Here is a 25600-nt window from a genome sequence, read left to right as displayed (position 1 = left end):
TCACTGCCGCGCGGTATGTTCCTTGAGCCGTCGCAGCAACGCCGCGAACTCTGGAGACATGGTCGTATCCGACTGGACCAGGACGGACGCGTGATCGCCCTCCTCAACCGTGATCGAGTAGGTCATGGCGTCTCTAGCGAGGCCGGAGGGCTCCTCGGACCCTTCCACCACCGACCGGGCGGCTGCGGACACCAGTCGGTGCAGCTCGGCAGCGGCTCCTTCGGACAGGGTGTCCGTGTCCAGGACCTGAGGCGGAAGGCCGGCGAGGACGGTGGCCGCCAGCCCGCCGTCTGTCACCAAGGTGATTTTCATGGCGTCTCACAGCCAACCTGCGCCCTCCGCCGGAACGGCGGAGGGCGCGGCGGTCAACGGCCGCTGGTCACACGTCCGTTCAGCATGGCCACGTCGTTGCTCAGTTCCTGCACCTGGCCCATCAGCGTCTGAACCTGCCTGGCCACTGCTGCCACGGAATCCTGTCGGCCCGCGTCACTGCTCTCGTCGACCGCGCGGCCCTGTTCCTCCGCGATCCCGGCCGGGACCCCGGTGATGGTGATGCCCACCTGCTGCCACGTGCCCAGTACGGCCTGTTGCTGGGCGCTGCCGGTTCCGTAGAGATCCCCTGCCTTCCGGTAGGTGGTATCGGCGAATTCCTGGAACCGCGTCTCGCTGTTGGACGCCTTCAGGGATTCGTACCAGATCATTCCCGCGGCCTCCCACGCGTGTCCGCCGATGGCCGTCGCCGTCAGGTAGAACGCTTTGTTCGGGATTCCGGAGTTATAGTGCACTCCGCCGTGGTCCCCCGACATGTGGATGTATTTGGACATGTGGTCAGGTTGAGGGTCCCGTGCCCAGGCGTGCCCCGGGGCCTTCATCGATCGGAGAGCGTCTTTCTGGACCTTGGGTGTAAAGACCTCACGGCCGATCAACCAGTCCGCCTGCTCGGCCGTCTGGTTCAGCATCCATTGCTCGACCAGCGTCCCGAACACGTCGGAGATGGACTCGTTCAGAGCCCCGGACTGATCGCGATAGGCGAGTCCCGCAGTGTGCTCGGTGACTCCGTGCGCCAATTCGTGGGCGATCACGGAAATCGAGCTCGTGAGGTCGGAAAAGATGATTCCGTCACCGTCGCCGAAGCACATTTCACGCCCGTCCCAGAAGGCATTGTTGTACTTCTCGTCGTAGTGGATGTAGCCGTCCAGGCGCATCCCTTGACCATCGATGGAGTTCCGTGCGAAAACTCGCTGGAAGAAGTCTCGAGTCCTGCCGAGAGCGTCGAACGCCCGGTTGGCGGCGCTGTCCGAGGACGGCTGGCCGTCCTCGGACCGGGCCAGTACCGCGAGGGCAAGGTCCGTGCCGTTTCGGCAGTCGAAGACCGTCCTGCGCCCGTTCCCGGGCGTGGCGGCGCCGGGGAAGGCCGCCAGAACCGTCCGCTCACCCCTCAGGCGGGCAGTCGTGAGCAGGGTGTTCAGCGCCGCCCGCCGCACCTCACCGTCATCGCTTTCCAGAAGATCCTCGAGTATGTACGGGGGAATCGCGCAGTTCACTCGAAGTTCGCTTGTCATGGGGAGGCTCCGTGATCCGAAGACGAAGGTTTGTTGCTGATTCGCCCATCGCCGTCCACCCGGACCGCCCATGGCAAGAGGATTGTTGGCCGTGCAAGAGCGTCCAGACGGGCTGGGCTTTGAGACGTGGCCGATCGAAGCAGTCGGACCGCTGACCAGGTCTCATGTGTCACCTTGTGGGTTCTCTTTCAATTCCAGCATTGCAGGGTTCGGGGTGCGGTGCCACATTTCACCGACCCACCGCAGGAGGGGTGTCGAATTTCTGTTTTCACATAACTCCCTGCATTCACACCGCTTCTTTTGGTGGTTGCGGGTGTCGCGTCAAGGGCCGAGCGTCGCCACCGGCCTTCGGGTGTCTTCATGTGTGACCACGGGGCAGTCGACGATCAAGGGCTTGCTTTCGGAGATGGGGTTTCGACGATGCCGTATATGCGTCCCGGACGAGACTCGTGATCACCTGTCTGTGAAATTCGCGGTGTTGCTCCGCGTCCGGACGAACGGCAGCGGCGGTTGCCGGCGGCCGGGCGGTGGACGTAAACGCGTTGCGGACCTCGGTCCCGGACCGCGGTCTGCGCTGTTGGGCCTGGACGAGCCGAACGAGCGCGGGGATGTGAGGTCGCCGTTGCGGTGGACGACCAAGCCGCCCCGCACGCCCGGCGGCCGAGCCGACCCGTCAGGGGTACCGGATCGGTGCCGACACCGTCGCGGCCCGCTGCGGCAGGAGGGCTTCCGGCTGCAGGCCAACACCAAGAGGCACGAGGGCGGTCAGCATGCCGGCCGACCCGGGACATTGAAAGGAGTTTTACCTCGAGGAAAGGGAGCCGGCAGGAGGGGGCATGCACGCTGAAATCCGGCGTCACGGCTCGTCCTCGATGCGGCTGAACTCCGGCCCGTGGATGTGTCCGCTCCCGTCGGGCAGTGGTGTGCGCATCAGGGCGCGGGCGGGTTCCTCCAGAGCGAATATCTGGCGCGACGCGGTGCCGTCCTCCACGTCCTGAGCCAGACACCGCGCATGCGCAGAGGGCGGAGATATCCTGAGAACGTGAGGGGTACGGGCTCCGGAACCGGTGCAGGAGCGATGTCATGGGCTTGTTTCCGGCTGAGATCAAGGTCAACGTCGAGGGCGATGTGCCCGGTGCGCTGTCGGCTCTCGGGAGTTCACAGGGTGCGCTGACCTCACGCCGGATCTGGTTCGCCGAAGACCGGCAAGGGGCCGCCGAGGGGCGGGTCCCGCTATTGGACAACGGCGTGATCGTGCGCTTCAGACTGGGCGGCGCATCCGAGGATCTGACGGTGAAGCTGCGTCCGTGCGACCAGGAGCAGCTGGTCGGCCGGTTCTCCGACGCCTTCGAAGCGGGACCCTTCACCTATCGGATCGAGGAGGACTGGTCGAGGGACGGCCGCGTGCTGGCAGCCTCTCTGGTACGCGACTGCCCTCCTGGGACACTGGGCGAGGCGGTGAAGGAGGGAGCCGATGCCGCCGCGGCGATGGACGCGGTGCAGGACCAGTTTCTGCATGCCTGTGCGCCCTCCGTTCCGCCCGACGGGTTGGTCGCGCTGGGGCCGGTCCTGTCGACGAAGTTCGAGGACGTCCCGCTCGACGACCTGAAGACCGACCTGGAGGTGTGGTCGGTGACCGGCCTGGAGTTCCTGGAGGTCTCGATCCGGGTGAAACCCAAGGACGAGGACGACTGGGAGACGTTCACGGCACGGGCCGAGCGCAAGCAGCGGAAGCTACAAGAGGCGGTACGGGAACGTGGGGTGCCCCTCTCCGAGCACTCCGGGAACAAGACCCGCCGCGTACTCACCGCCTTGGTGACGGCCGCCGGCCGGCTCGGCTGACCGGCCCCCTCCCACGCGACGTCCGTCACGCGGCCGGCACCTGGGGGTCCCGGACTGGTTTGTCGACTGTGTTGTTCGGCCCGCCCACCGAGCTCAGGACGCTTTGCGCCTGGTTGTCGACGAACTTGGTGAACAACTGCTGGGCGTAGCCGAAGATGATGGCCCAGGCGATGATCTGCGCCGACGAGTTGAGTGCCTGCAGGCCCGGCACGAACTCCCCGCGGATGAGGAGCAACCCCAGCACCGCGGTCAGCGCGCCCGTCGGTAGCTTGAGCAGGGCCAGTGCGACCGGCACGTTGTACGGAGTGGACGTGCCCTTGATCCGCCTCAGGGACGCGGCGGCCGCCACGGCGGCGGCGATGACGCCGACGAATTCCACGACCGCATAGTCCCAGGGCGAGGCGACCTGGGACTGCAGGGCGTCGACGTTGCCTTGCTGACTCTGTTCGGAGGTGTCGCTCCCGGTGGGGCAGACCACCCCTACTCCCTCCGGGCTGAAACACAGCGGCACCGTGCCCGGGGCGAGCGCACCGAAGACGCCCACGAGGCCGGCGATTACGGTCAGAGCGATCGCGACCCCGTAGACGACATAGGTGAAGCTGCGCACCCGCAGTCTCTCCCGCAGATGCGCCTGACGGGCGACGGCCACGCTGTCGACCACGACCTCGCGCTGTGCCGCCTGCAGAGGCGTCCCGCTGCGGACCGACAGGGCGATCTCCTCGACCTGTACCCTCCGTGCGTCGTTGACCGGGAGGTGTTCCCGGACGAAGGCCACCAGGCCCGGCATCATGGAGGTGATCTCGTCTGTCGACGAGACTCGCAACAGGAGGTTGTGGGCCACATCGAAGTGGGTCTGCGCGACGGCCAAATGAGCCGCGGGCAGCCGTCGGCGATGGTTGTGGCTGAGCGTGTTCCGTGCCGCCCTCAGCTCTTCGTGGGCCTGGTCGGCCAGAGCCTGCTCCTCCCGGCCGATCTGCCCCCGCTCGGTCTTGACCCGAAACTGCGCCTCGAGCTCGCCGATGCGCGAGTTCAGGTTCTCGCGCAGTTCCCACAACCCCTTCTCGGGCGTGCTCGTCCACCGGGCGCCGCGGAACCTCATCGGTCCCGCGCCCGTCGCTGGTCCTGCGCCGTCGTCGCCGTTCTTCATTCGAAGTCCCACCGGTCCGGGGCGTTCAGCAGACGACGTCAAGGCCGTCGGCCCGGAGCGTCGGCTGCGACGAACCGTGCCGGAGTGTCGGGCGTTGGAGAAGGGCGCCTTCGGCCGACGGTGCTCGTCCAGCTGTTCGCTCGATGAAAAGGAGTTTTCCACCGTTGTTCACGCTAGACGACGGTGACCGCCCTTGTTGACTGCCATGTCGGCATTTTATGGAAAGACGCCATTGGGCCGGTCCTTCGTGCGGTGACGCGATCGTCGATCGAGCCGCCTCGGGGTGGGCGGGATACTTGACGACGTCGTGCGCCTGGTCGTGGACGTTGACGACGGAGAGATCCGTCGGCCCGTCCGGCCAGTAGGCGACGAGGGGTACCCGATGGCCACTGGGTCGGGCCGGGCGCCAGGCGTTGAGCCGATCCGCCCCTGTCCGGATGACCAGGCCTGCCGGACAGCAGCCGCCTGTACACGCTGGGAGCGCGAGGTGCCGCGGGACGACGCTGGTGCGCATCTTCTCGTTGGACACCCAGTCGGCGTCCTCCCCATGGCCGGGCTGCCAGACCTGCTCGCCGGTCCGGGGCACGCCGCTGTGGTGGAGGGCGACGACCTCCCATTGGTCGTTGTAACCGGGGTTCGATTTCCCAGGCTCGGTGTCGGTGCGGCAGCGTGAGGAGCGAGGCGGCCCGTCTGGGCACCCGGGCACCCGGGCACGCGGTGCGGGGCGTGCGGCCCGGTTGCGGAGCACTCGGGGTCCGGTAGCCTGGAGTTGGGAGATTATTTCCTATTTCGGAGGTAGATCATGTTTCTCCGATTGCTACGCATTCGTACGCCTCGTCGGCTCGTTCTTCTCGGTACCGGCCGTCTGATCCGGGGCTACAGCGGCGGCTTCTACGACGGCCACGGCTACCAGTCCTGACACCGTTCCCCACCGGACCCGGGAGGAGGCGCGGTGGCGGACGAGGCCGAAGCCCTGACAGCCCTGGCGAAGATCCTGGCACCGCATTGCCGCGTGACCCGGTTGTCCGGTGGAGCGCTGATCGCGGACTGGAAGCGGACACGTTTCCTCGGCATGACACCGGCGGACGTGCGGGTGCTGACCGAGGGGAACGCCCAGGAACGCGCTGAAGTCGTCACCGGTCTCGTCCGGGCCGGCTGCGCGACGGGACGGCGGCGGGAGCACATGGACGCCGATGTCCGGCTCTGGTTGCTCGGTACCCACCTGCTGATCCGGACCATGGGATTCGGACGGGTGCTCCGACTGCTGTCGGTGGCCGCCCCGGAATACGCCCGAACGGACAGTCCTCCGGCGGAGCAGGTGGGACGGCTGAAACAAGCGGTGCAGTCACGGAGCCGCAGAAGTTGCCTGGTCAATGGGGACTGCAAGTCCGAGGCCCTGACGGCCTTCGCGCTGCTGCGGCGGCGCGGCTGGGAGGCGGTCCTGCACGTCGGTGTACGCGAACACCCCTTCGCCATGCACACCTGGGTCTCCTCGGCCGGTCTGTGCATCCCGGACGCCGACCCGCGCGGGCATGCGTTCACCCCCGTGCTGTCGATCGGGCGCGGAGGGCCGTGACATGGATGCGCTCCGTCTCGAGTGGGCCGACGGCGCGCCGAAGCTCTGGACCGCCGCGTCGATGGAGCGCGAGGGACTCGTGACGACGGTCTGCTCTGAGGAGGGCACCGCGGCCGTCGTCGGCTTCGTCGGCCCGGCCCGGGACCGGGCGGCGGGCGCCCGCCATCTCCTGGACGCCCTCGGCCGTGGGGGAGTCGCCGCGCCGCTGCCGGCCGGCGACTACGCGGCCGTTCTGGTGTACCGCGACCGCGTTCTCGTGACCCGGGACGAGCAGGCACGCGTCCCGCTGTTCTTCCGGGAGTCGGGTGGCCGCGTGAGCGCCGTGAGCACCTCGGTCCGCCAGCTGGGGAGCGGCTCGGCGCTGGAACCCCGCTACTTCTGCCGATATCTCACCGGCAACATGGCGCAACCGCACGCGGACCTCACTCCCTTCGCGGGAGTCCACCGTGTCCTCGGCGGTGAGGTGCTGGAACTTTCGGTCACCGGGCGGATACGCGGCCGGGGGCCAATTCGCGTCCGCCGGGCCCACGACCCGCCCGTGCCCGCAGCCGACGGGTCGCACTGCCATGGGGCAGCCGAGGAGCTGCGCCGGGTGCTGAAGGAGGCCGTCCGGCGCCGCCTGGGCACCATGACGGCATGCCATGTCTCCGGCGGCCTCGATTCCACCAGCGTGGCGCTGCTCGCGGCACAGCTGCTGGCCGGGGAAGGGGACGGCAGCGGGAACCTCTTGCTGCTCGCCGGGCGTTTCACAGCGGGGGAGCTGGCCGGGGAGCAGCCGTACCTCGACGCGGCGGTGGAGGGGATCCGCCGTCTCGCCCCCGCGGCACGCCCGGTGATCGTCGACGCCGACGACGTTGCCGATTTCGACGACTTCGAGCACTACGCGGGAGACGCGGACGAACCCCATGCACACGCCTTCCGCGCCCCGTTCTGGGCCAGGCTCCACGCCGCTGCCGCCGAACTGGGCTGTGACACCGTCCTGACCGGTTGCGGCGCCGATCCGATCGTGGACGCCAACCCGTTCCACCTGCACCGGCTCGCCCGCACGGGGAAATTGCGGGAGCTGGCCAGGCAGTCACGCGCCTGGGCCGAGGGAGGCGAGCGAGGGCTGCGGGAGACCGTCCACGCCTACGTCGTACGGCCGGCCCTTCCACTGACGGCCGAACGGATGGGGGCCCTCGCCCGCAGCGCAACCGTGCTCGGCGGACTCGGCTCTTTCAACCGTCCCCCCTGGCTACGAGCCGCGTTCGCGCGGGCGCACGGCTATCGGGAGGCCAGCATCGCGGAGAGCCGCTTCGTCTACGGGCGCAGGCCGGAGCGGTCGCTCTACGAAGCGGCCAACTACCTCGCCGCTCCCGACCTGCTGTCCTGGCAGCGCGCGGGAGAGGACGGGTTCTTCCTCTCGCACCCTTTCCTCGACCCGGAGGTAATCGCCACGATGCGATGCCTCCCCATCGCAGACCTGTTTGACCCCGGCCGTCCGAAGGCGGTTCTGCGCGAGGCCATGGCGGACCTGCTGCCGGCCCGGATCAGCCGCAGGACGGTCAAGGTCCCCTTCGACGGTCTCTACACCCGCGGTATGCGGACCCACGGCGGTGCACTCATCGACCTGTGCCGCTCCGCCCGGCATCCGCTGGTCGCGGAGATGTTCGACGTCCCGATGCTGTGCCGGGCGGTGCGGGAGGCCCGCTTCGGGCTCGGGGACGCGTACGCCTGGGACCGGGTGAACAGTTCGCTGGCGCTGGTGGCCTGGCTCGAGCGTCTGGAAGGGCGCTCCAGCGGTGTCGGAGCGGCCCGGCCCGTCAGCGCCGGCTCTTGATGTCCCACAGTGACCGTTCGATCGGGCCCGTGATGACGTCGACGAGACCGTAGCGGTTCACCAGCTCGCGCTGCTCCGCTCCGGTGGGGGTGTGTTCCTCCTCGCCCTTGCGTGCGATGATCGTCGCCACGTTCGCGCCGTGCGTGCCGAACCTCCAGTAGACGGTCACGTACCGGGGGTCCCGGGTGCGCTCGTCGATCGCGTTGTTCTCGTGCACCCTGGCGCGGTAGATGATGGAGTCCAGGCCCTGCTTCTGCTCCTCCTTCACCCAGGCGGGGACCCCCTTCCCGCTCCAGGAGTATGCCTTGAACTCGAGCGGTGGCTCCAAGCCGAGCCGGTCCTTGCGGGCGAGGCTCGCCGTGGCGTAGAACGCCAGCTGGTCGTACGGGGTGTCGACGGGCAGTTGCACCATCACTCGGGTGGCGAACGTGTCGCTCGACTCGATCCACTGCCCGGGGGGCATCCACGGCCGTGCCTCGACCAATTCGCCGGGCTGATGGATCTTCCTGCGGGAGAGCGGATTCATTTCCTGGGATTTGCTCCACTGCTCCGCATCGGCTCGCCATTGCCGGCGGAGCCGGTCTTTCGAACTCAACGGCACCCGTTCCCCCATGGCGTGGAATACCGTGCCGATCACGTAGAAACCGACGTTACCTTGGTTCTTCAGAGTGATGTCGACCGGTATGGAGAATTCCTTCCGGTCCTGACTCAGCACAGGATCTCCCAGGGACAGTCCGATGAGAGGCCTGGTCTCACGCTGGTAGGGCTGGTAAAGGTTCTGGTAGCCGAAATTGGCGACCGCGATGGCCGAGGAGACGACGAGCGCCGCGGCCACCCGCTTGGGAGCGGGGATCTTGACCGCCGTCCGCCACACCGCGAAGACGGCCCACGCCGAACCCACCGTGAGCGCGCCGAACACCACGAGGTAGAACGCGGATTCGGCCCTCGCCGTCGCGGCCACGAGCAGGGCGTTCGTCAGCAGGGCCGCGAACGCGCCGATCAGCGCGACCACGCCGGAGTAGGGGAAACTGCGCCACCACCAGTGGTCCACGACGGCGGCGGAGCCCAGGAACGTGGTGAAGGCGACCGCGAGAAGCACGGCACCCGTGAGACGTCCCGGGAAGGTCAGGGCGTGGACGAAGTCCTCGAGGCCGAACCACCCCATGACCAGCGTCGTCGTGAGGAGGACCAGCAGGATCACCGCCATTGCCACGCGGGACCACGGGGTTCTCGGTGGGGGTCGCCGCACTTTCGGGTGCGAGCTGGACTGATGCCTGGGTGGAGTCCTCATCTGATCACCTCCTGGGGCCACCGGCCGGCTCTCGCCGGTTTTCACCACCGAGTGCGCGCCCGGCCAGACGATCTTGCGCGGTGAGCGGCCCCTCGTTCCGCCGCGGCCGTCGACAGCCGCGGCGAGTCGCCGGGAATTCCCACGTCCGGAGGCACACGTGTGGTGCCTCCGTGTCCATGAGCCTCACCCGGGACTCCGACCGACCGGTGGACGGGCGCACGCGGGTCATCTCAGTCCCAGCCAGTCACGATGAGCCGGATCCGCGCGTCCTCCCCGAGGGTGGGGCGGCGGTGGCGGGCAGCGCGATGTGGTTCACCCGAACGCCGGCTCCCGCGGCCGTCGTCGACCGAATGGAGCCCTGCTCATGCGGGCGAGGTGTACTTCGACATCCTGTGACCCTGGTGCTACGTCGGGAAGGTGAGGCTGACGACCGCGCTCGCCGGACGCGACGATGTGGGCGTCGTCTGGCGCAGCCTGGAGCTCGACCCGGAGGGCAGCCCGACGGCCGCGGAAGTGATCGCCCAGTACCAGAGCCGCCCGGAAGCGGCAGATACAGTCGCTCGGCAGTTGCCGCTCGATCTTGGACATCTTGGGTCTCGTCTCCGCAGGCACCCTTGGACCGCACCACCAGGAGGAACCAGTGTCATACCCGCAACCGCTCACCCCCGAGGAGAAGCTCGCCGACGCGAAGAAGCTGTTGAGCCTGCCGCGTATCGTCGTGATCTGCGGCTCCACCCGCTTCATGACCGAGATGACCGAGGCCGATCTGCGGGAGACCAAAGCCGGAAGGATTGTCGTCAAACCGGGCTGTGACATGAAGTCGCCGCACGCACTTTGGTCCGATCCTGTCGAGGCCGAGGCGCTGAAGGTTCGACTCGACGATCTGCACCGGGCGAAGATCCGGCTCGCTGATGAGGTGCTCGTGGTCGGCGACTACATCGGAGACAGCACCCGAGCCGAAATCGCCTACGCCCGGTCGCTGGGCAAGCCCGTGCGGTTCACGCACCCCGAAGTCGACCCTGACGCCTGACCGACCGCTGCCACCTCGACAACCACGGCCTGCAGCCCGCCGCCTGACCGCCTTGCGGTGGCTTCGGCCGCCGCCCGCCCCACACCCTCCGCAGGCATCCCTTGCAATTGATCATCTAGGCGCCAGGGGGGGGCGCGGGCACTGAGCCCCAGGTCAATGCCGTGCCGCTGAACGTTGCGTTACCGAAGTCGACGGTGCCGCTGTCGGAGCTCGCGCTCTGAAAGGTAACCGTGCCGCCGCTGAACACCGCACCCTTGAAGGCATGTCGAGTCCGGCAGGATAGATGACCAAAGAGACCCTCGAGCAGCGCGGTGGAGACGTCGGGCATCTTGGTCAACTGCTTGTGCGGACCGGCTCGTGCGGCTCGCGGGCCGTCACCTGATCGGTGGCCACCTCGAAGCAGCTCCTTGAGCTTCCAGCTGTCCGTGGTTCCCGCCTGACAACCCCTCCCCGGAAGGCTCTCCGAAGCCGGGTCGGCGGGAAGCGCCCATGTGCTTCCTTCTCGACCGCCGCCTCGGCTGGCCCCCGTCAACCAGCCCGACGCCGAGCTGCTCCCGGGCCTGCCTTCGCCGAGACTCCCTTGGTACGGCCTCTGGGACGTGGGCAGGCGGTTGCGGTGCCTGGTTCTCGGGCGGGGGAGGGGCATTGGGCCGCTGTTGTGGCCGGCAAAGCGGCCAGGGGAGCGGTGTCGGTGCTTCGGTCAGCCCCGGTCGCAGCCGGTGCCGTCGTTGTCGCGGTCGAGGTGGCTGCCGTAGCCGGGATCGCCGCGGTGGACGGGGGCGGCGCCGGCGGCTCGGGCGGCGGCGCAGTTCTCGTAGTAGACGCTGCCGCCGCCGCTGCCGCCGCTGCTGTCGTTGCTGTCGTTGCTGCCGGTGCCGGTGCCGGTGCCGGTGCCGGTGTCGTCGGCGGGCTCGGCGGTGACCGTCTTCGTGACCTCGACTTCCACGGTCTCTGTCACCGTCGGTGCCGGCTCGGGCGCTGCGGCGGGGCTCACGGTCGCTGTGACGGTGACGGTGACGGTCGGCTGGGGCGTGGCCGCGGCCGGCTTCGTGTCGTTCTTGGGCTGGCTGTCGCTGGCGCCGGCTCCGATGCCGAGGAAGAAGGCGAGACCGAGCGCGGGCAGGACGTAGCGTTTGCGTGCCCACTTCGGCACGGGCCGTCCCGCAGGTGGCGGTGTGTACGGGTTGGTCATGTCGCCCCCTGGTTGGTCGTTGAAGCGTTGACGATAGCGGCTACGTGAAGAAAACGTGAAGTTTTGGGGGAATCGCCGGTTCGTGGCAGCGGGATGTCCGGCTCGACGCACCGCGGGCACCGTGGCCGGACCCCCGGCCAGTGCCCTAATCGTGTTGACCGCTCCCGGCAGGCAGTGCTGAAGTCGGCACGTGGACAGCATCACCGCCAACCGGCGGCTCTGGAACCGGATCAGCGACGCCTACCAGCACGAGCACGACCCGCAAATCGGAGCCACTCCCCGGCTGTGGGGCATGTACTCCATCCCCGACGCGCACCTGCGCGCCCTGGGTGACGTCACCGGCAAGCGCGTCCTCGAACTCGGCTGTGGCGCCGGCCAGTGGTCCAGGGCGCTCGCCGCCGAGGGTGCCACCGTGGTCGGGCTCGACCTGTCCGAAGCCCAACTCGCCGCAGCGACTCGCGCGATGGGAGCGGCCCGCTACTCGCTGGTGCAGGGCGTCGCCGAACAACTCCCCTTCGCTGCCGACAGCTTCGACGTGGTGTTCTGCGACTTCGGTGGGCTCAGCTGGGCGCCCCCGCACTTGGCCGTCCCGCAGGCCGCACGCGTCCTGGGCCGAGGCGGGCGCCTGGTGTTCAACGTCGCCAGCCCATGGTTCGAAGCTTGCTACGACGAAGCCGCCGGCCGCGTGACCACGACACTGCAGCAGGACTACTTCGGGCTGAACACCATCGCCGAAGACGATGGCGCGACCAGCTATCAGCTCACCTACGGCGACTGGGTCAAGGTCCTGCGCGGCGCGGGTCTCATCATCGACGACCTCATCGAGGCGCGGCCCGAACCCGGAACACCCAACGGCTACAACGAAACCGACCCGCCGGACTGGGCACACCGTTGGCCGGCGGAACTGCTCTGGGTAACCCACAAACCGTAAGTTCCGCTGCGCCGAGACGTGAAGGCATCCCTCGCCGGACAGGCCCTGGGGCCTGTCTCTTCGACCGGCGAGCATCGGTCGTTGACCTGCGCGGTCGGCTGATCGAGCTTCGAAGAGGTCGCCGTCCACCTCAGCGCCTGCCAACGGGCGGGCGTGGTGGAGGGATCCGGCATGGCCTGCCGGGCGGCGCTCAGGACGTCACCAAGGTCGCGAGGACGCCGACCAACTGATCGACTGCCCGTCACCGCCTCTGTGTGTGTGTGGGGGGGGGAGGGCTTCCAGCGCCGTCGGACAGGCCTACGACGCCCTGGGCATGTGGGACGGGCCTGGCGAGCAATGTCTGCGGGGTGTCGCTCCCTCAGTGCAGTCACCTGTGCCAGGAGGAACGCCCCCGACATCGTCGACGCCGCACTCCTCGGCTTCCTCTCGGACCGGATCGGCAGACCCGAGCCCGTCCGCCGCAAGGGGTGACGGCATCCACGGCGACCAGGCGGGCGTGGGCCCCTGCCGGCGCCTCACGGTCGGTGGATCGTCGCGGAGCCGGCGGCGGAGTCACCGTGTCCGCTCAGCTGTCCTGTGCTGCCAGTACCGCGACCGCGGGGATCGCCGCGAAGGCTTTGTGCATGTGCCGGGTGAGCGCCGCACGGTCCTGCCGCACGGCGTTCGAGGAGGTCCACGTCTCCAGCGCGCGATGCCAGGCGGCCAGCATGAGGTCGAGGAGCAGACGCAGTTCGGTGCGGCCGGGGGACTGCCCGGCCAGGCCGTCCGCCACGATCCGAACGACCTCCGCGGAGACCTCCGAGCAGTGGCGCAGGCTGTGTGCGGTCAGCGCGGGGGTGCGGTCGGCCAGGCTTCGGCTGGCGAGGAAGCGCTGCTCCCAACCGTCCGCCATCTGCTCCAGCGCCGCGAACAGCGCGTCCTTGTAGGAGCCGAAGAGGTGCTCGCCGGTCAGAGGACGCTTCTCGATGTGCTCGAGGTAGGCGGCCCACAGTTCTTTCTCCGGGGCCAGGGCCACGTCTTCCTTCGAGGTGAACATGCGGAAGAACGTGCGCTTGGAGACTTCCACCGCCTCGACGATCTCGTCCAGGGTGACCGCGGCGAAGTCCCGGGCGGTGAACAGCTCAAGGGCCGTATCGACCAGGGCTTGACGGGTCCGCAGCTTCTTGCGCTCTCGCAGCGGCAGTTCTTTCGTGTCTCTCTGCACAGGTCGAAGCCTACCAACCGCCTTTGCCACTTGTGGGCTTAGGCCACTCAGTGGCACTATCGCTCGCCATGAAGGCACTGACAATTGATCACTCAGCCCCCGGACACCTCGCGCTCACCACGGTCGCGGACCCGGAACCCGCTGCCCACCAGGCCCTGGTACAGGTCCATTCCTTCTCCCTCAATGCCGGCGAGGTCCACCATGTGGTCCCCGAGGGCGAAGGCGGCACAGTGCCTGGCTGGGACGCCGCGGGCGTGGTGGTCCAGGCAGCCGCCGACGGCTCCGGTCCCGCAGCCGGCACCCCCGTCGTCACCGTGGGACCGGACGGCGCCTGGGCCGAACTGCGTGCTGTGGACACCGATCTGATCGGCACCGTGCCCGAAGGCGCCGACCTCGGCCCGATCAGCACGCTGCCGGTCGCGGCGGGCACGGCACTGCGCGCCCTGCACCGCATCGGCCCGATCCTGGGACGGCGCATCCTGGTGACCGGCGCGGGCGGCGGCGTGGGCCGCTTCACCCTGCAGCTCGCGGCCCGGGGCGGAGCACACGTCACGGCGGTGACCAGCGACCCGGCGAAGACGGACGCACTGCGCGCACTCGGCGCCCACGAGATCGTCACCGACCTGGCCGCGCTCCAGCACATCGAACCGCTGCACGGCGTGGTCGAGCTGGTCGGTGGCGCACACATGGTCGCCGCGCACGGCGCCCTGGCTGAACACGGCGTGCTGGTGGCCGCAGGTCACATATCCGGCGACGGCGAGCAGTTCCCCTACGGAGCCCTCTTCGGCGACGCCCACCGCCACAACCGTCAGATCGCCACCTACTTCCTGCTGGACGACTCCGCAGGACTGGGCGCGGACCTCACCTGGCTCGCCGCGCTCACCGCCCGCGGTGAGCTGGACCCGCAAGTCGCCCTGCGTACCGACTGGACGCAGGTGGCGCGGGCAGCCGCCGAACTGGCCGCCCGCCGCGTGCCGGGCAAAGCCGTCATCGACGTCCGCTGAAGGCGCTGGCGGCCTGGACCGCTACGGGCATGTTCCCACGTCGCCGCGCAGTCCCTTGCCCGCTCCCGTTGCATTCGCGTTTCCCTTGCCTGTCCTCTGGTGCCCTCCCGCCGTCCCGTCGTCCGCATCCGGTCGGCGGCCGCCGGTCCCCGGTCGTCCCCTCACGGCCGGGTGTCGGCTCCGGCCGCGGAGGGAGCCGGACCACGGGCTTGCCTGCCCGGGACAGCGACGCCGGTGCTTCGTCCGTCTCCTGGAGGGAGGCTGACAGGACACAGGCCCTGTGCTCGGTCATCCGCAGGGTGTCGTACGGCACGGCGTTGACCCCATGCTGAGGCAGACGGGGGATCCGCTCACCGTAGCGCTGCACGGTGACGCGGTCGCCGCGCGATCCGGCGTGCTACGTGTGCCGACGCAGTGGTCGGCGTTCGCCGTCCAGGGGGCAGCGCCCGCTCGGCGGCTACGTCACCGCGATCAGCGTCGCGTAGACCACGACGTTGCTCAGGTAGCCGGTGCGCTTGGTGTAGCCGCCGCCGCAGGTGATCAACCGGAGCTCGGGCCGGCCGGAACTGCCGTAGACCTTCTTGCTGGGGAACTTCTTCTTGTCGTGAAGCTCGACGGCGCGGACGGCGAACACCGCTGTCCGCCGGTCCGCTCGGCTGATCTCGATGGTGGCGCCCTTGGGCAGGGCGCCGAGGTTGTAGAAGACACCGGGGTCGCCGGTGGGTGTGTCCACATGCCCGGTGGCGATGGCGGTTCCTGCCGAGCCGGGGGGCGTGCCGTCGCCGTACCAGCCGGCGAGGCCGGGTTGGCCGGGTGGTGGAGTCTGTAGCGCCCCTGCGGAATCGAGGCCCACTCGTGTCATCGGGGCGTTCACCCCGATGGCGGCGATCCGCAGCCGGACCGGATCCGCGGGGCGCAGCGGAGGGACCGTGGAGCGTGTGGGGTCTGCAGAGGTCGAGAAGGCCTGGGCCGCCGATGGCTGCGGTGGCTTCTCGTCGTACACCCCGCTGATCAGGGGCACCGCAACCGCTGCCATTGCGCAGGCCAGAAGGCGCACTGCCGGGACGAACGGATCTCGGGAAGCGCTGGTGGGGTGTTCGGGTGCCATCGCGGTTGTGCCTTTGCTTCACGGCGGGTGCGTTCTGGCGGGTGGTGTGGGCCTTGCGGTGGGCGGGGCTCGCGGCCACCGGATCCGTTGGACGCCGGCCGGCAGAGTCGCACCGTCAGGTTCGGTTCTCCTTCGGGCGGCGGTACAACCAGACCACACCCCCGGCGGCGGCCGTGGCGAGCAGCCCACCGCCCAGGGCGAGCCCCGTACCCGTGTCCGAGGCCGGTCCGAAACCGGCGTCGACCGAGCCCCTCGGAGGGCGGCCGGTGACCTGGTAGGTCTCCGTGACCTTGGTCCGTGGCGGACACTTCAGGGTGACGGTGTCGCTGCCCGGCCTGGTTCCTTCCGGGATTCGGAACTGGCCAGTGAGTACCCCCCTCTGTTCGCCTTCGAAGAGGTGGAACTCTCCTCCCACCTCCGACCAGCCCTTGCCGTAGTCCACGTCCGGGTCGCAGGCCCGCGTACTGACCGTGACCGTGGAACCCGGGTAGGCATTCCACGGGTCGATACGGGCATCTGAGTCATCAGCGGCGGCAGCGGCCGGGATCTGCAGGCTGAGGGCACCGAGAACCAGGCCGATACCTGCTCCCACGCTTGTGTAACGCATGCGAATCCTCCAATGGAACAGTGTCCGGCTTGTCTGCGCGGCACTTCTTCTGTGTTCCGCTCACGAGACAACCGACAGGCCGTCACTTCCGCAACCTGACGAAACGCCGGACGTGTCACCCGGTCAGGTGCCATGGCCTTCCCTGTCGATCGCTTACGCAGGTCACCGACGCGAAGATCATCAATACTCGTCACCCAGCACCCCGTCCCCATACCGGTGAAAGGCGACCGGGCGGACCTGCACGGCACGCGTGCTGACGTCACCGCCTGCGGACGCGCATGCAGACGAGGGACCGGACCGTGCCCGGCATCGCTCGCCCCCTCGTTGCCCCATCCGAGCTCGTCGCCCCCGGCGCACCTGCCCAGCCGACCCGCCCGTATCCCGGCGGGGCGCCTCGGGCGTGACGTTCGCGCCCAGGAGCTCGAAGGCTGTTCTCGGGGCCCTTGCCGGCGGGCCGACGCCTGGAGATCTGTACGTCAGGCGACAGGGTCGTGCGCTGGTCGCATGCCGGCATCGCCGGGGTGGAGCCGGTGGCGAGGGAGTCGAAGCCACCCTGCACGTCGTCGGCCTCAAGTGACAGGTGTAACGCGGGGGATACCCGGACCTCTTGACTCCGCAACGCGGGGAGTGGATCGTACCCGGACACCGTCCTTACGTGTACACACCAACCGGACCGGAGGCGCCCGTGTGCGACTTGCACGATCCCAATGAGCACAGCCCTGAAGCCGCCGTCGCGTCCGGTCTCAGCCGGCGTCAGATCGTGCAGTTGCTGGGCGCCGCGGGGATCGCCACCACGGCGGTGACCGCGACGGCCGACCCGGCGGTGGCGGCCACCGCCGACAGCACCGTCGGCGTCACCGAGGCCGAGGCCGCGGCGTACACACCCCCCGCGGGCCTCGCCGAGGACTCCGCGGCCAAGCGGACCGCGCTCGCCTGGATCGAGCAGAACGCCTCGCGGATCACGGACCTCAACGACGAAATCTGGGAACACGCCGAACTGAGCCTGCGGGAGTGGAACTCCTCCCTCGCCCAGGCCGACTTCCTGCGCAAGGCCGGTTTCGACATCGAGTTCGGAACGGCGGGCTTCCCGACCGCCTTCACCGCGACCTTCCGGCGGGGCAAGGGCGGCCCGGTCATCGGGTTCAGCGGCGAGTACGACGCCCTGCCCGGCCTGTCGCAAAAGGCCGGCGCCGGGGAACACGACCCGAGGGAGTACGTCCACGACCCCTTCGCTCCGGGATACGGCCCTGGCCACGGCTGCGGACACTGCGCGCTCGGGACCGCTGCCGCCGCCGCTGCCGCCGCCGTCGCGGAGGCGGCCCGGCGCCACCGCCTCGACGTGACCGTCAAGTTCTTCGGCTCCACCGCCGAGGAACAGCTCATCGGCAAGACGTACGCGGTCAGTCAGGGCGTGTACGACGGCCTGGACGCGTTCCTCGACTGGCACCCCTCGACCGGCAACGCGACCGGGTGGGGCACGTCCAACGCGATGACCGCCGTCACCTTCACCTTCCTCGGTGTCGCGGGCCACGGCGGCACCCCGCTCGGCAACAAGAGCGCGCTGGACGCGGCCGTCATGATGGCGTCCATGTCGGAGTTCCTGCGCGAGGAGAGCATGGGCCCGTCCGCCCGGCTGCACTGGGTGATCAACAACGGCGGCGACATACCGAACGTCACCCCGGAGATCGCGCAGATCTCGTACTACGTCCGTGAGGGCAGCGTCGAGCGGGTCGACTCCCTGCTCGAGAAGGTGATCGCCGTCTCCGAGGCCGCCGCCCGGGCCAGCCGCACCTCCGTACAGCACAAGATCACGTCTGCTTGCTGGAACCAGCTCCCCTCCAAGGCGTTCGCCGAGCTGATGTACGACAACATGCGACAGATCGGCCCGCCGGAGTTCTCCGCCGAGGCACAGCGGCTGGCCAAGGAGCTGCAGAAGTCGCTGGGGCTGCCGGAGTCGGGCCTGCACGACAAGATCAGCGAGCTGGCCCCGCCCAACCCGGTCTTCCTCGGTGGCGGGTCCACCGATGTCGCCGACATCAGCTGGCAGGTGCCCACCGTCTCCATGGGTGCGGCGCTGGCGCCGATCGGGACCAAGATGCACACCTGGTCCACCGCCTCGTGCGCGGCTTCGGCCCCCGGACACGCCGCGGTACGTGCGGCGGCCACATACCTGGCGGCCACGGCCGTCGACCTGCTGGTGAAGCCGGAGCTGCTGCGGGGCCTCAAGGAGGAGTTCGACAAGCGACGTGGAGGAGTGGAGTGGCGAACGGCACTCCCGGAGGGCTATGAGCCGCCGATGTACGAGCCGCCCGCCTGGTTCCTGAAGCGGACCGGTCAGAGCTGGCCGCCGAAGAACATCACGTGGCCGCCTCGGCAGATCGTCAGCAAGGAGAAGCTCTCCTCACTCGGCCCTGCTCTCCAGCCCCAGACCTGACAGGGGAGAGACCGCCCCGGTCGAACGGCTCGGATCGGTGAACTGTCCGCCCGGACGGGAGCCAGCCGCCGGTCGCTGCGCTACTACGAGGAGCAGGGCCTGCTCGTCAGCTCCCGTTCGCCCAGCGGACAGCGCCACTACGAGGACGAGCACGTCCAGCGGGTGCGCCTCGTGCAGGCATTCCTGGCAGCAGGCATGTCCAGCGGCACCATCGCCGAGATGGCGCCCTGCATGTCCGAGCCGACCGAGGGCAGGGCGCGGCAGGCACTGGACATCATGGGCCGCGAGCGGGCCCGGCTGTCCGAGGCCATCGACGGCCTAGCCGCTGCCAGGGCCGCGTTGGATCGCCTCATCGAGGACAACCACGCGTACCTGGCACGGTCGGCGGACGACCATCCGTGAATCGGGGACGTTCGGATCAGCGCGCGGACCAGAGGTCGATGCCTGCGACGTGGAGTCCGGCCAGGCAGATGGTCGCGGTCTCAGCCTTTCTCAGAGTTCGTAACAGGATCATGAGTGAGCCTTCATGAGCCGCTTCGGGCGTCGACCGACGGACGGTTGACGGAGCGGGACGGTTGGCCCAATCTTGGTCGGCTCGGGACCGTTGAGAGGGCAACAGGCATGGCTGATCGCGGAAACGTCTACGTCGACATGGTCGGCGACCTGTTCCACCCGGGGCACGTCGGGCTGCTCAGGGCAGCGCGGGACTTCGGGGAGCGGCTGATCGTCGGGGTGCTCTCGGACGAGGTCGTGGCCAGGTACAAGCGCAGGCCCATCATGACGCTGGCGGAGCGGGTCGCGGTGATCGAGGCGTGCCGGTACGTCGACGTGGTACTTCCGGACGCGCCTTATCGTGTGACGAACGGGTTCCTGGACCTGCACGGCATCGACGTGGTCGTGCACGGGGACGACCTCTCGGCGGACGCGGTCGAAGAAGTCTTCGGTCCCGTGGCCGATGCGGGGAAGCTGCGGCTCGTGCGGTACACGGCCGGCGTCTCCACGACTGAACTCATCCGGCGGTGTCGCGCGGCGGACCCGTCGTGAGGGGGCACGGTGACCTCCAGCCAGCACACTGGGGACAACCCGACCACAGGAACTCTGGTTGGCCGGATGGTTCCCGGAACGTGCCGTTCTTAGCGTTGCCTCATGTCGATCATGCAGAGTCGGATCAGTCGTCGGACAGTGACCGTGCTCGCTGTCGCCCTTCTGCTGCTATGCGTTCCGGCAGGATCCGGAGCGGGGGCTACCGATCGCCTCCCCCCACTGCAGCGCGATGCTGACGCCCTGCGGGACGACGGCGTCACAGGCGTATCGGTGAGGCTGGAGACGCCCGACGGAGTGCGGACCGTTCGCAGCGGGGTCAGTGATCTCAGCACCGGGCAGCCAGTGGTCACGGACGGCTACCTGAGGATCGGCAGCGCCACAAAGACATTCGTCGCGGTCGTACTGCTCCAGCTCGTCGGTGAAGGCCGCCTGTCACTGGACGACACGGTGGACACCTGGCTGCCCGGCCTGGTCCGCGGCCATGGCAATGACGGGCACCGCGTCACGTTGCGCCAGTTGCTCCAGCACACCAGCGGGCTGCCCGACTACATCGGCGACGTCGTGCCTGATCTCAGCGCCGCCGGATACCGCGCGAACCGCTGGACCACCTACACGTCCCGGCAGCGTGTGGCCCTCGCGATGAAGCACCAGCCGTCCTTCGTGCCTGGTGCCGGCTGGGAGTACTCCAACACCAACTATGTTCTCCTCGGCATGGTCATCAAGGCGGTCACGGGCCATTCATGGGAGTACGAGGTCCGGGCCAGGATTGTCCGGCCGCTGCGGCTCACCCGCACGCTCACACCCGGCAACTGGCCGTTCCTGCCCGGCCCGCATGCCCAGGACTATCAGCAGTTCGAGCCGGGTGGAGTCATGACCGACACCACCGTTGCCTACCTGCCCTTCGACGCCGATGCCGACGGCTCGATGATCAGTACAGCCGCGGACACCAACAGGTTCCTCACGGCGCTGGTGCAAGGCAGGCTTCTGGCCCCCGCCCAGCTGGCTGAGATGCAGCGCACCGTCGAAGTCCCCGCCGACCGCGGCTTTCCACCGGGCACGCGCGACGGGCTTGGCCTGTTCTGGACGCCGCTGTCCTGCGGCGGCGGCTACTGGGGGCACAGCGGGGACGGATTCGGATACCTGGTGTGGCCTGCAACGACTCCGGACGGCCGGATTACCGTCACGGTCTCCTTGCACAGTCGACCGGGCGATGAAAGCAGCGCCACTCGGCAGATGCAAGACGTTACGGCTCTCGTCGACCGCGCACTGTGCTCCGATCGTCGACATCTCCGTGAACAGCACCCGCCAACCGTGCTGAACGAAGTCGCTGCGACCAGCCCGCACAGTCCGCCCTATCTGGCGGCCAAGCCGGACAGCCGCATTCCGAGAAAGCCCCGAACGTGACCGCCCGTAAGAGGGTTCCCAGGACGTGAACACGGCCTCCGTCTGATCCTGTGCTCCGACCAAAGAGGCACTTGATCAGCACGAAGGCCGTGGCGGGGCCCTGCTCACGGCCCCAGCCGGTTCTGCCGCACATCGAAGCAGACCAGCCCCATGAACTGTGCGGCAGTCGCCGCGCAGGCCGACGCCTCCTCGGCCATGCTCCACCGCATGCGGCGGGCGGCCCCGACCTGCACCCCGGCCTGCTCTGAATGTGATCTCCGCAGGTGAGGTGGCCCAGCAGGCACGAGGCCCGCAGCACGTCCTGGTCGTCCACACCGAGTTGTGGTCACGCGGGTAGCCAGCATTCTGCGCCGTGGGCGCTGCCCCGTACGGGGATGCCGCGGCGCTGCCCACAGCCGAGCCACGGCATCCCCGTCCCCAGCCCCGCGCAGAACCAGGCGGCAGTTGCCGCCGGTACGACGATTGCACCCACACGGGTGGCGCACTCGCCGAACGCCTGAGAGCGCCCCCGCGGGGGCCGTTATCAACGGTGCATGCTCAACGCTGTGCTGCGCGGCCTGGCCGCTGCTTCCCTCGCCGTCCTGCCCCTGACCGTCTCCGCCCCCGTCATGCGGCGGAAGCGCTGCCCCTGCCCGAGGCGATCGCTGCTCTGCCGGTGGCGGAGGCGTCCCTGGAGGGCTACGACCGGGACGCTTTCCGTCACCGGAACAGGGGCGACGACCGACGGACGGCTGCAACACGCGTGCCGAGGTCCTGACCGCCGAGGCGGTGGAGCCGCCAGGGGTGGGGCCGGGATGCCGGCTGACGGGCGGTGGCTGGTGATCCTATGACGACCAGGTATGGGTGACGTCGGCTTCCGGTCTGGACATCGACCACATGGGACCGCTCGCCGAGGCATGGGACAGCGGCGCCTCCACCTGGTCGGCGCAGCGCCGTGAGGCATACGAACGACCAGGGCGCACCGGCGAGTCTGGTCGCGGTCACCGCGTGCACCCGCGGTCGAACCGGTCGAAGGCCGGCCAGGACCCTGCCCATTGGCTGCCGTCGGCTACCGCGGTGCACTGCCGGTACGTCGCCGAGTGGGTGGGCACGGAAGCTCCGCTGGACTCTGTCGGCGGACGAGGCCGAAGTGACGGCTCTCACGGAGGTGGCGTCCGGCTGCCCGGAGCAGACCGTGACGTACGAGCCAGTCCCGTAATCGGCGGGACGACGCAGTGCACGCGAACAAGGAGAGACTCATGACCAAAACACCACGGACACGAGGGCGGATTGCCAGGGTCACGGCCGCGCTCACGGCCGCCTGCGGTTTGCTGTTGGTGACCGCGACGCCTGCGAGTGCCGAAGTGAAGTCCACGTGTGGCACCTACATCTGCGTGGCCACGGCTTACCAGGGCCGCGACTACGTCCAGGACATCACCGTCACCACGAGGGACGGTCTGCCGGGGACGCTGCGTGCGTTCGTCGGTGACTACCGGGGGAGCAAGGCGAACGTGTCGCGGTGGCGGTTCGTCGTCAACCGGGAAATCAGGGCGTACCCGAGGCTGGCCGTCTGTGGCGGCCTCGATCGCGGTGGCCGGGTCATCGAGAACCACTGCGTGATGATCCCCTGAAGCCCGTACGTGCCCCTCGTCCTCCACACCACGGGCCCCGGGGGATCTGCCCTGACGTCCCCCGGGGCCCGCTGGATGGAGTCGGTAAGGGCATTGGTGAAGCGGTTGCGAAGGGGGCGGGCCGGGCCGTGAAGGCCCGGGTCACCGTGGTGTCGGTGAACGCCGGGTCGTCCAGGGCGGCTTTGTGGGGTGCGGACGCGCCGCTTTCGTGGGTGCGCAGGAGGGCGGTGCCGACCACGACGGCGTGGGCGCGGCGCGTAGGGCGGTGGCGGTGTCGGCCGGGGTGGTGATGCCGCCTACGGCGATCACGGGCAGCGCCACTGTGTGCCGTGCGCCGCTTACCAGATCGGGCAGTTCGTTGGGGGCAAGGGGAAAGTCGGGGGTGAGGGTGGCGGAGTGGCCGCCGGCGGCGGGGGCCTGGACGATCAGCAGGTCTGCGCCGGTTTCCGCTGCATGCCGGCCCGGTCCCAGGCTCGCTCGCACTGACGGGAGGGCCCTGGCCCAGCAGGCCCGCTATGTGCGTCCACTCGCCGTCTCCCGGCCCTTGGTCGGGTCGCGCTGCTGTTTCAGCTGGAGATGCGTCTCCAGGGACTCCCGGCCGATGCCCGTACGTTGGCACGCGGCGATCAGCATGGCCACCATGTTCATCGTGTCCGCCGCGTCCGTGGCCCGGTCGCGTCATGCGCTTCCCGGTGTGCGCCTGGTCGGGATCGGTGTACCGCGGCACCTCCTGGGAGTTCGCGACCGCCTCGGAGAGCAGCTGGTGAAGCGCCCGCCGCAGCGGCTCGGGCATGAGTGTCCTTCATGGCCGCACGGTAGAGGGGTCCGCCTCATCCGCGCCCTCTACGAACGCCTGGACCGCTGGATGCCGCGCTCACGCAGACCGTGTGATGCTCCCGCTTCCGGCTCCGGGTGCCGCCACGGCGCGGCCGGACCACCGCAGACGAAGAGGATCCGGTGGGACCGGTGTGCGCGCAGCCGCATGCCGCGCGTGCACAGCCGTCCCGTCTGCACTCCTTGATGGACATCGCAGTACGGAGACCCGCTGCCCGTGCAGGCCAGGTCGGCAGTCGGCCCCGACCGGTCCATGCCTGCCCGTGCCTCTGTTCGATGTCGATTACCTCGCCGTCGAACACGCGGAAATCTATATCGGTCACAGTAGACATTGGGGTGGTGTCGTGGTTATGGTTTCTCTCGTAGCCGAGATCAACAGGGCCCGGCAGAGACGAACTGCCGGGCAGCAGTACACGCAGTTGCAGTTCGCAGGACGGTGCGGTGACGGAGTCTCGAAGCCAGGGATGTTGCAAGACGGCGACGGGACTGGTGACCGGACCGGGTGGCCCGCAGTGATCAGGGGCCACCGTGAGCAGTACCGCAGTGGCAGTACCCGTTTGGAAAGAGGTTGATCCCGAGGGAAGAACGGAGGAGCCGAGCGCCATCAGGATCGCCCGGGCGGAAGTGTTCGACCCGGGTGCCGCAGGACATCGATAGTGAGGTGGTCTCCGGTCACGCATCCGCGATCCCCGCGCCCCCGACAGCATCTCGGTCGGGCCCGCGGAAACAGAAGGCTGGCGCAGCATCATGGCCGGCAGATGGTGTAGCAGTTCCTTCGGGGCCCGGGTGCCGATACGGCGCCCGGGCCCCTCCACGCGTTCCACGCAGAGAGCGCGATGGCCGCAGACGACACTTACGGCCGTCTCGATGACGACGAATACCCCGCCTGCACCATGGGCCGGGCCACCGACATGCTCGGCACCACCCGGGGCTTCCTGCGCGCCATCGGAGAAGTTCACGAGAACGTGAGGCACCTGACCCGGAGCCTTCACCGGGCACCGGGAGCGGGTCGTCTGAGGGGGGCTGGCATGGACTGGTCGATGGGTCTGCTCGGGTTTGCCGCCGGGCTGTTGATCTCTGTGGCCACGGCGCCCGTGGGCGTTTCCGGGGCGGTCTTTCTGCTGCCTGTCCAGTTCAGCGTGCTGGGTGTGCCGAGCCCTGCGGTGACACCGACGAACCTGCTCTACAACGTCGTGGCCGGCCCCGGCGCCCTCTTGCGATACTGGCGGGCCGGTCGTCTCGGGGGGCCGCTGACCCGCCTGCTGATCACCGGGACCCTGCCCGGCGTCGTCCTCGGTGCCCTGATCCGCGTCTTCGCGGTACCCGGCCCGCGCGTCTTCCGGCTGCTCGTCGCAGTGTTCCTGCTGCCGCTCGGGGTGTGGTTGGGGCTGCGAACCGTACGTCCCGCACCGGCCCATGCCCCGCGTCCGCTCTCGCCACGTACCACGAAAGTGCTGGCTCTGGCTGTCGGTGTCGTCGGCGGCATCTACGGGATCGGCGGCGGATCCCTGCTCGGCCCGATCCTCGTTGGCCGCGGAACACCAGTCGTCGCCGTCGCACCCGCAGCTCTGGCCGCCACCTTCGTGACCTCCGTCGTCGGTGCGGCCGCCTATGCACTGCTCTCCCTGACCGCCACGGGCGATGTAGCCCCCGCCTGGTTCCTGGGCCTGTCTTGCGGGGCCGGCGGACTTCTCGGCGGATACCTTGGCGCACGCCTTCAGCCCCGCTTGCCCGAAACCGCCCTGCGCTTCCTGCTCGCCGCCCTGGCGACCGGCGTCGGTGCCCTCTACGTGGTACAGGTGCTGGGCTGACGCCGGCTCTGGCGTCCCGACGTGCTGTCGAAGCTCGTGAACATTCTTCTCCGGCGCCGGCCGCTCAGCGCCTTCCAAACCCGTGGCGAGTGTTGTCCGTTCTCACGGAGAGGGCCACTGAGTGGCACCTCGGCAACCGTTTCGGCTCGG

Annotated in this window: 23 protein-coding genes and 3 pseudogenes; 15 read left to right on the top strand and 11 right to left on the bottom strand. The window is 68.9% G+C overall.

The window, feature by feature from the left end:
* Both ACIRG6_RS06500 and ACIRG6_RS06495 read right to left on the bottom strand, forming a co-directional pair.
* A complete protein-coding gene (locus ACIRG6_RS06500; RefSeq protein WP_350720186.1) occupies positions 1-297 on the bottom strand; it encodes a protealysin inhibitor emfourin in 297 nt (98 codons plus the stop codon).
* A gap of 68 nt (positions 298-365) precedes the next feature.
* Positions 366-1562 (bottom strand): M4 family metallopeptidase, encoded by a 1197-nt coding sequence (locus ACIRG6_RS06495; RefSeq protein ID WP_403321180.1) that lies wholly within the window; start codon positions 1560-1562, stop codon positions 366-368.
* A gap of 427 nt (positions 1563-1989) precedes the next feature.
* Between ACIRG6_RS06495 and ACIRG6_RS06490 the strand changes: the two are divergent.
* Positions 1990-2343: pseudogene (locus ACIRG6_RS06490) on the top strand (ISAzo13-like element transposase-related protein); the annotation flags it as partial.
* A gap of 75 nt (positions 2344-2418) precedes the next feature.
* On the opposite strand, the gene ACIRG6_RS06485 reads toward ACIRG6_RS06490, so the two are convergent.
* A complete protein-coding gene (locus ACIRG6_RS06485) occupies positions 2419-2553 on the bottom strand; it encodes a hypothetical protein (RefSeq protein ID WP_364684489.1) in 135 nt (44 codons plus the stop codon).
* A 92-nt stretch (positions 2554-2645) separates the two neighbouring features.
* Here ACIRG6_RS06485 and ACIRG6_RS06480 point away from each other — a divergent pair, with 92 nt between their 5' ends.
* Complete coding sequence (locus ACIRG6_RS06480; RefSeq protein ID WP_403321177.1) at positions 2646-3404, top strand: hypothetical protein; 759 nt, start codon at positions 2646-2648, stop codon at positions 3402-3404.
* Positions 3405-3429: 25 nt separating this feature from the next.
* Here the strand turns inward: ACIRG6_RS06480 and ACIRG6_RS06475 are convergent, their stop codons facing one another.
* Positions 3430-4551 carry a hypothetical protein gene (locus tag ACIRG6_RS06475; RefSeq protein WP_403321175.1) on the bottom strand — a complete coding sequence of 374 codons (1122 nt, stop codon included), beginning with the start codon at positions 4549-4551 and terminating at the stop codon, positions 3430-3432.
* A 952-nt stretch (positions 4552-5503) separates the two neighbouring features.
* Between ACIRG6_RS06475 and ACIRG6_RS06470 the strand changes: the two genes are divergently transcribed.
* Both ACIRG6_RS06470 and ACIRG6_RS06465 read left to right on the top strand, forming a co-directional pair.
* The gene (locus tag ACIRG6_RS06470) at positions 5504-6127 is read left to right on the top strand and encodes a lasso peptide biosynthesis B2 protein (protein ID WP_403321174.1); all 624 of its coding nucleotides are present in this window, start codon (positions 5504-5506) and stop codon (positions 6125-6127) included.
* A gap of 1 nt (position 6128) precedes the next feature.
* On the top strand, positions 6129-7946 hold the full coding sequence (locus tag ACIRG6_RS06465) for an asparagine synthase-related protein (protein ID WP_403321172.1): 1818 nt from the start codon (positions 6129-6131) through the stop codon (positions 7944-7946).
* On the opposite strand, the gene ACIRG6_RS06460 is transcribed toward ACIRG6_RS06465, so the two are convergent.
* Positions 7930-9153 carry a hypothetical protein gene (locus ACIRG6_RS06460; RefSeq protein ID WP_403321820.1) on the bottom strand — a complete coding sequence of 408 codons (1224 nt, stop codon included), beginning with the start codon at positions 9151-9153 and terminating at the stop codon, positions 7930-7932. The genes ACIRG6_RS06465 and ACIRG6_RS06460 overlap by 17 nt on opposite strands.
* Before the next feature lie 724 nt (positions 9154-9877).
* Between ACIRG6_RS06460 and ACIRG6_RS06455 the strand changes: the two genes are divergently transcribed.
* Positions 9878-10267 (top strand): hypothetical protein, encoded by a 390-nt coding sequence (locus ACIRG6_RS06455; protein ID WP_365021868.1) that lies wholly within the window; start codon positions 9878-9880, stop codon positions 10265-10267.
* Positions 10268-10967: 700 nt separating this feature from the next.
* Here ACIRG6_RS06455 and ACIRG6_RS06450 read toward each other — a convergent pair.
* Positions 10968-11459, bottom strand: a complete 492-nt coding sequence (locus ACIRG6_RS06450; protein WP_403321170.1) for an excalibur calcium-binding domain-containing protein — start codon at positions 11457-11459, stop codon at positions 10968-10970.
* Positions 11460-11649: 190 nt separating this feature from the next.
* Here ACIRG6_RS06450 and ACIRG6_RS06445 point away from each other — a divergent pair, with 190 nt between their 5' ends.
* Positions 11650-12390: a class I SAM-dependent methyltransferase gene (locus ACIRG6_RS06445; RefSeq protein ID WP_403321167.1), complete on the top strand. Its 741-nt coding sequence runs from the start codon at positions 11650-11652 to the stop codon at positions 12388-12390.
* Between the two features lie 565 nt (positions 12391-12955).
* Here the strand turns inward: ACIRG6_RS06445 and ACIRG6_RS06440 are convergent.
* Positions 12956-13594, bottom strand: a complete 639-nt coding sequence (locus ACIRG6_RS06440) for a TetR/AcrR family transcriptional regulator (RefSeq protein ID WP_364684508.1) — start codon at positions 13592-13594, stop codon at positions 12956-12958.
* Between the two features lie 68 nt (positions 13595-13662).
* Between ACIRG6_RS06440 and ACIRG6_RS06435 the strand changes: the two genes are divergently transcribed.
* Positions 13663-14598, top strand: a complete 936-nt coding sequence (locus tag ACIRG6_RS06435; protein ID WP_403321165.1) for a zinc-binding dehydrogenase — start codon at positions 13663-13665, stop codon at positions 14596-14598.
* A gap of 457 nt (positions 14599-15055) precedes the next feature.
* On the opposite strand, the gene ACIRG6_RS06430 is transcribed toward ACIRG6_RS06435, so the two are convergent.
* Together ACIRG6_RS06430 and ACIRG6_RS06425 are read right to left on the bottom strand one after the other, a co-directional pair.
* Positions 15056-15634 carry a class F sortase gene (locus tag ACIRG6_RS06430; protein WP_364684512.1) on the bottom strand — a complete coding sequence of 193 codons (579 nt, stop codon included), beginning with the start codon at positions 15632-15634 and terminating at the stop codon, positions 15056-15058.
* A gap of 187 nt (positions 15635-15821) precedes the next feature.
* Positions 15822-16148 carry a hypothetical protein gene (locus tag ACIRG6_RS06425; protein WP_364684514.1) on the bottom strand — a complete coding sequence of 109 codons (327 nt, stop codon included), beginning with the start codon at positions 16146-16148 and terminating at the stop codon, positions 15822-15824.
* An 850-nt stretch (positions 16149-16998) separates the two neighbouring features.
* On the opposite strand from ACIRG6_RS06425, the gene ACIRG6_RS06420 reads away from it, so the two are divergent.
* From ACIRG6_RS06420 to ACIRG6_RS06395, 6 genes and pseudogenes are all read left to right on the top strand, one after another.
* Entirely contained in the window at positions 16999-18747 is a 1749-nt protein-coding gene (locus ACIRG6_RS06420) for an amidohydrolase (protein ID WP_403321162.1), read from the top strand.
* A 33-nt stretch (positions 18748-18780) separates the two neighbouring features.
* Positions 18781-19149, top strand: coding sequence for a MerR family transcriptional regulator (locus ACIRG6_RS06415; RefSeq protein ID WP_403321819.1), 369 nt, complete (start codon positions 18781-18783; stop codon positions 19147-19149).
* Positions 19150-19368: 219 nt separating this feature from the next.
* Positions 19369-19791, top strand: a complete 423-nt coding sequence (locus ACIRG6_RS06410; protein ID WP_403321161.1) for an adenylyltransferase/cytidyltransferase family protein — start codon at positions 19369-19371, stop codon at positions 19789-19791.
* Positions 19792-19893: 102 nt separating this feature from the next.
* Entirely contained in the window at positions 19894-21195 is a 1302-nt protein-coding gene (locus tag ACIRG6_RS06405; protein WP_403321159.1) for a serine hydrolase domain-containing protein, read from the top strand.
* A 533-nt stretch (positions 21196-21728) separates the two neighbouring features.
* A pseudogene (locus ACIRG6_RS06400) lies at positions 21729-22393 on the top strand (GmrSD restriction endonuclease domain-containing protein).
* 145 nt (positions 22394-22538) lie between these two features.
* Entirely contained in the window at positions 22539-22805 is a 267-nt protein-coding gene (locus tag ACIRG6_RS06395; RefSeq protein WP_403321158.1) for a hypothetical protein, read from the top strand.
* Here the strand turns inward: ACIRG6_RS06395 and ACIRG6_RS06390 are convergent.
* Complete coding sequence (locus ACIRG6_RS06390) at positions 22774-23043, bottom strand: hypothetical protein (protein ID WP_403321156.1); 270 nt, start codon at positions 23041-23043, stop codon at positions 22774-22776. The genes ACIRG6_RS06395 and ACIRG6_RS06390 overlap by 32 nt on opposite strands.
* The gene (locus tag ACIRG6_RS06385; protein WP_403321154.1) at positions 22947-23288 is read right to left on the bottom strand and encodes a nitronate monooxygenase; all 342 of its coding nucleotides are present in this window, start codon (positions 23286-23288) and stop codon (positions 22947-22949) included. Before ACIRG6_RS06385 ends, ACIRG6_RS06390 begins: the two co-directional genes overlap by 97 nt.
* A 1187-nt stretch (positions 23289-24475) precedes the next feature.
* On the opposite strand from ACIRG6_RS06385, the pseudogene ACIRG6_RS06380 reads away from it, so the two are divergent.
* Both ACIRG6_RS06380 and ACIRG6_RS06375 read left to right on the top strand, forming a co-directional pair.
* Positions 24476-24592, top strand: a pseudogene (locus ACIRG6_RS06380) (MerR family transcriptional regulator); the annotation flags it as partial.
* 75 nt (positions 24593-24667) lie between these two features.
* A complete protein-coding gene (locus ACIRG6_RS06375; protein ID WP_403321816.1) occupies positions 24668-25450 on the top strand; it encodes a sulfite exporter TauE/SafE family protein in 783 nt (260 codons plus the stop codon).
* Positions 25451-25600 lie beyond the last annotated feature (150 nt).

Source organism: Streptomyces flaveolus, assembly GCF_044765825.1.
In the GTDB taxonomy this organism is placed as follows: Bacteria; Actinomycetota; Actinomycetes; order Streptomycetales; family Streptomycetaceae; genus Streptomyces; species Streptomyces flaveolus.
The sequence above is the reverse complement of the archived record's forward strand: the minus strand, read 5'-3'. Positions and strand labels throughout refer to the sequence as shown.

Bases quoted from the DNA above. Each gene is read 5' to 3' on its own strand.
- ACIRG6_RS06495 (WP_403321180.1), bottom strand. From the start codon at position 1,562: ATGACAAGCGAACTTCGAGTGAACTGCGCGATTCCCCCGTACATACTC.
- ACIRG6_RS06480 (WP_403321177.1), top strand. From the start codon at position 2,646: ATGGGCTTGTTTCCGGCTGAGATCAAGGTCAACGTCGAGGGCGATGTG.
- ACIRG6_RS06475 (WP_403321175.1), bottom strand. From the start codon at position 4,551: ATGAAGAACGGCGACGACGGCGCAGGACCAGCGACGGGCGCGGGACCG.
- ACIRG6_RS06465 (WP_403321172.1), top strand. From the start codon at position 6,129: ATGGATGCGCTCCGTCTCGAGTGGGCCGACGGCGCGCCGAAGCTCTGG.
- ACIRG6_RS06460 (WP_403321820.1), bottom strand. From the start codon at position 9,153: ATGGCGGTGATCCTGCTGGTCCTCCTCACGACGACGCTGGTCATGGGG.
- ACIRG6_RS06450 (WP_403321170.1), bottom strand. From the start codon at position 11,459: ATGACCAACCCGTACACACCGCCACCTGCGGGACGGCCCGTGCCGAAG.
- ACIRG6_RS06435 (WP_403321165.1), top strand. From the start codon at position 13,663: ATGAAGGCACTGACAATTGATCACTCAGCCCCCGGACACCTCGCGCTC.
- ACIRG6_RS06430 (WP_364684512.1), bottom strand. From the start codon at position 15,634: ATGGCAGCGGTTGCGGTGCCCCTGATCAGCGGGGTGTACGACGAGAAG.
- ACIRG6_RS06410 (WP_403321161.1), top strand. From the start codon at position 19,369: ATGGCTGATCGCGGAAACGTCTACGTCGACATGGTCGGCGACCTGTTC.
- ACIRG6_RS06405 (WP_403321159.1), top strand. From the start codon at position 19,894: ATGTCGATCATGCAGAGTCGGATCAGTCGTCGGACAGTGACCGTGCTC.
- ACIRG6_RS06375 (WP_403321816.1), top strand. From the start codon at position 24,668: ATGGACTGGTCGATGGGTCTGCTCGGGTTTGCCGCCGGGCTGTTGATC.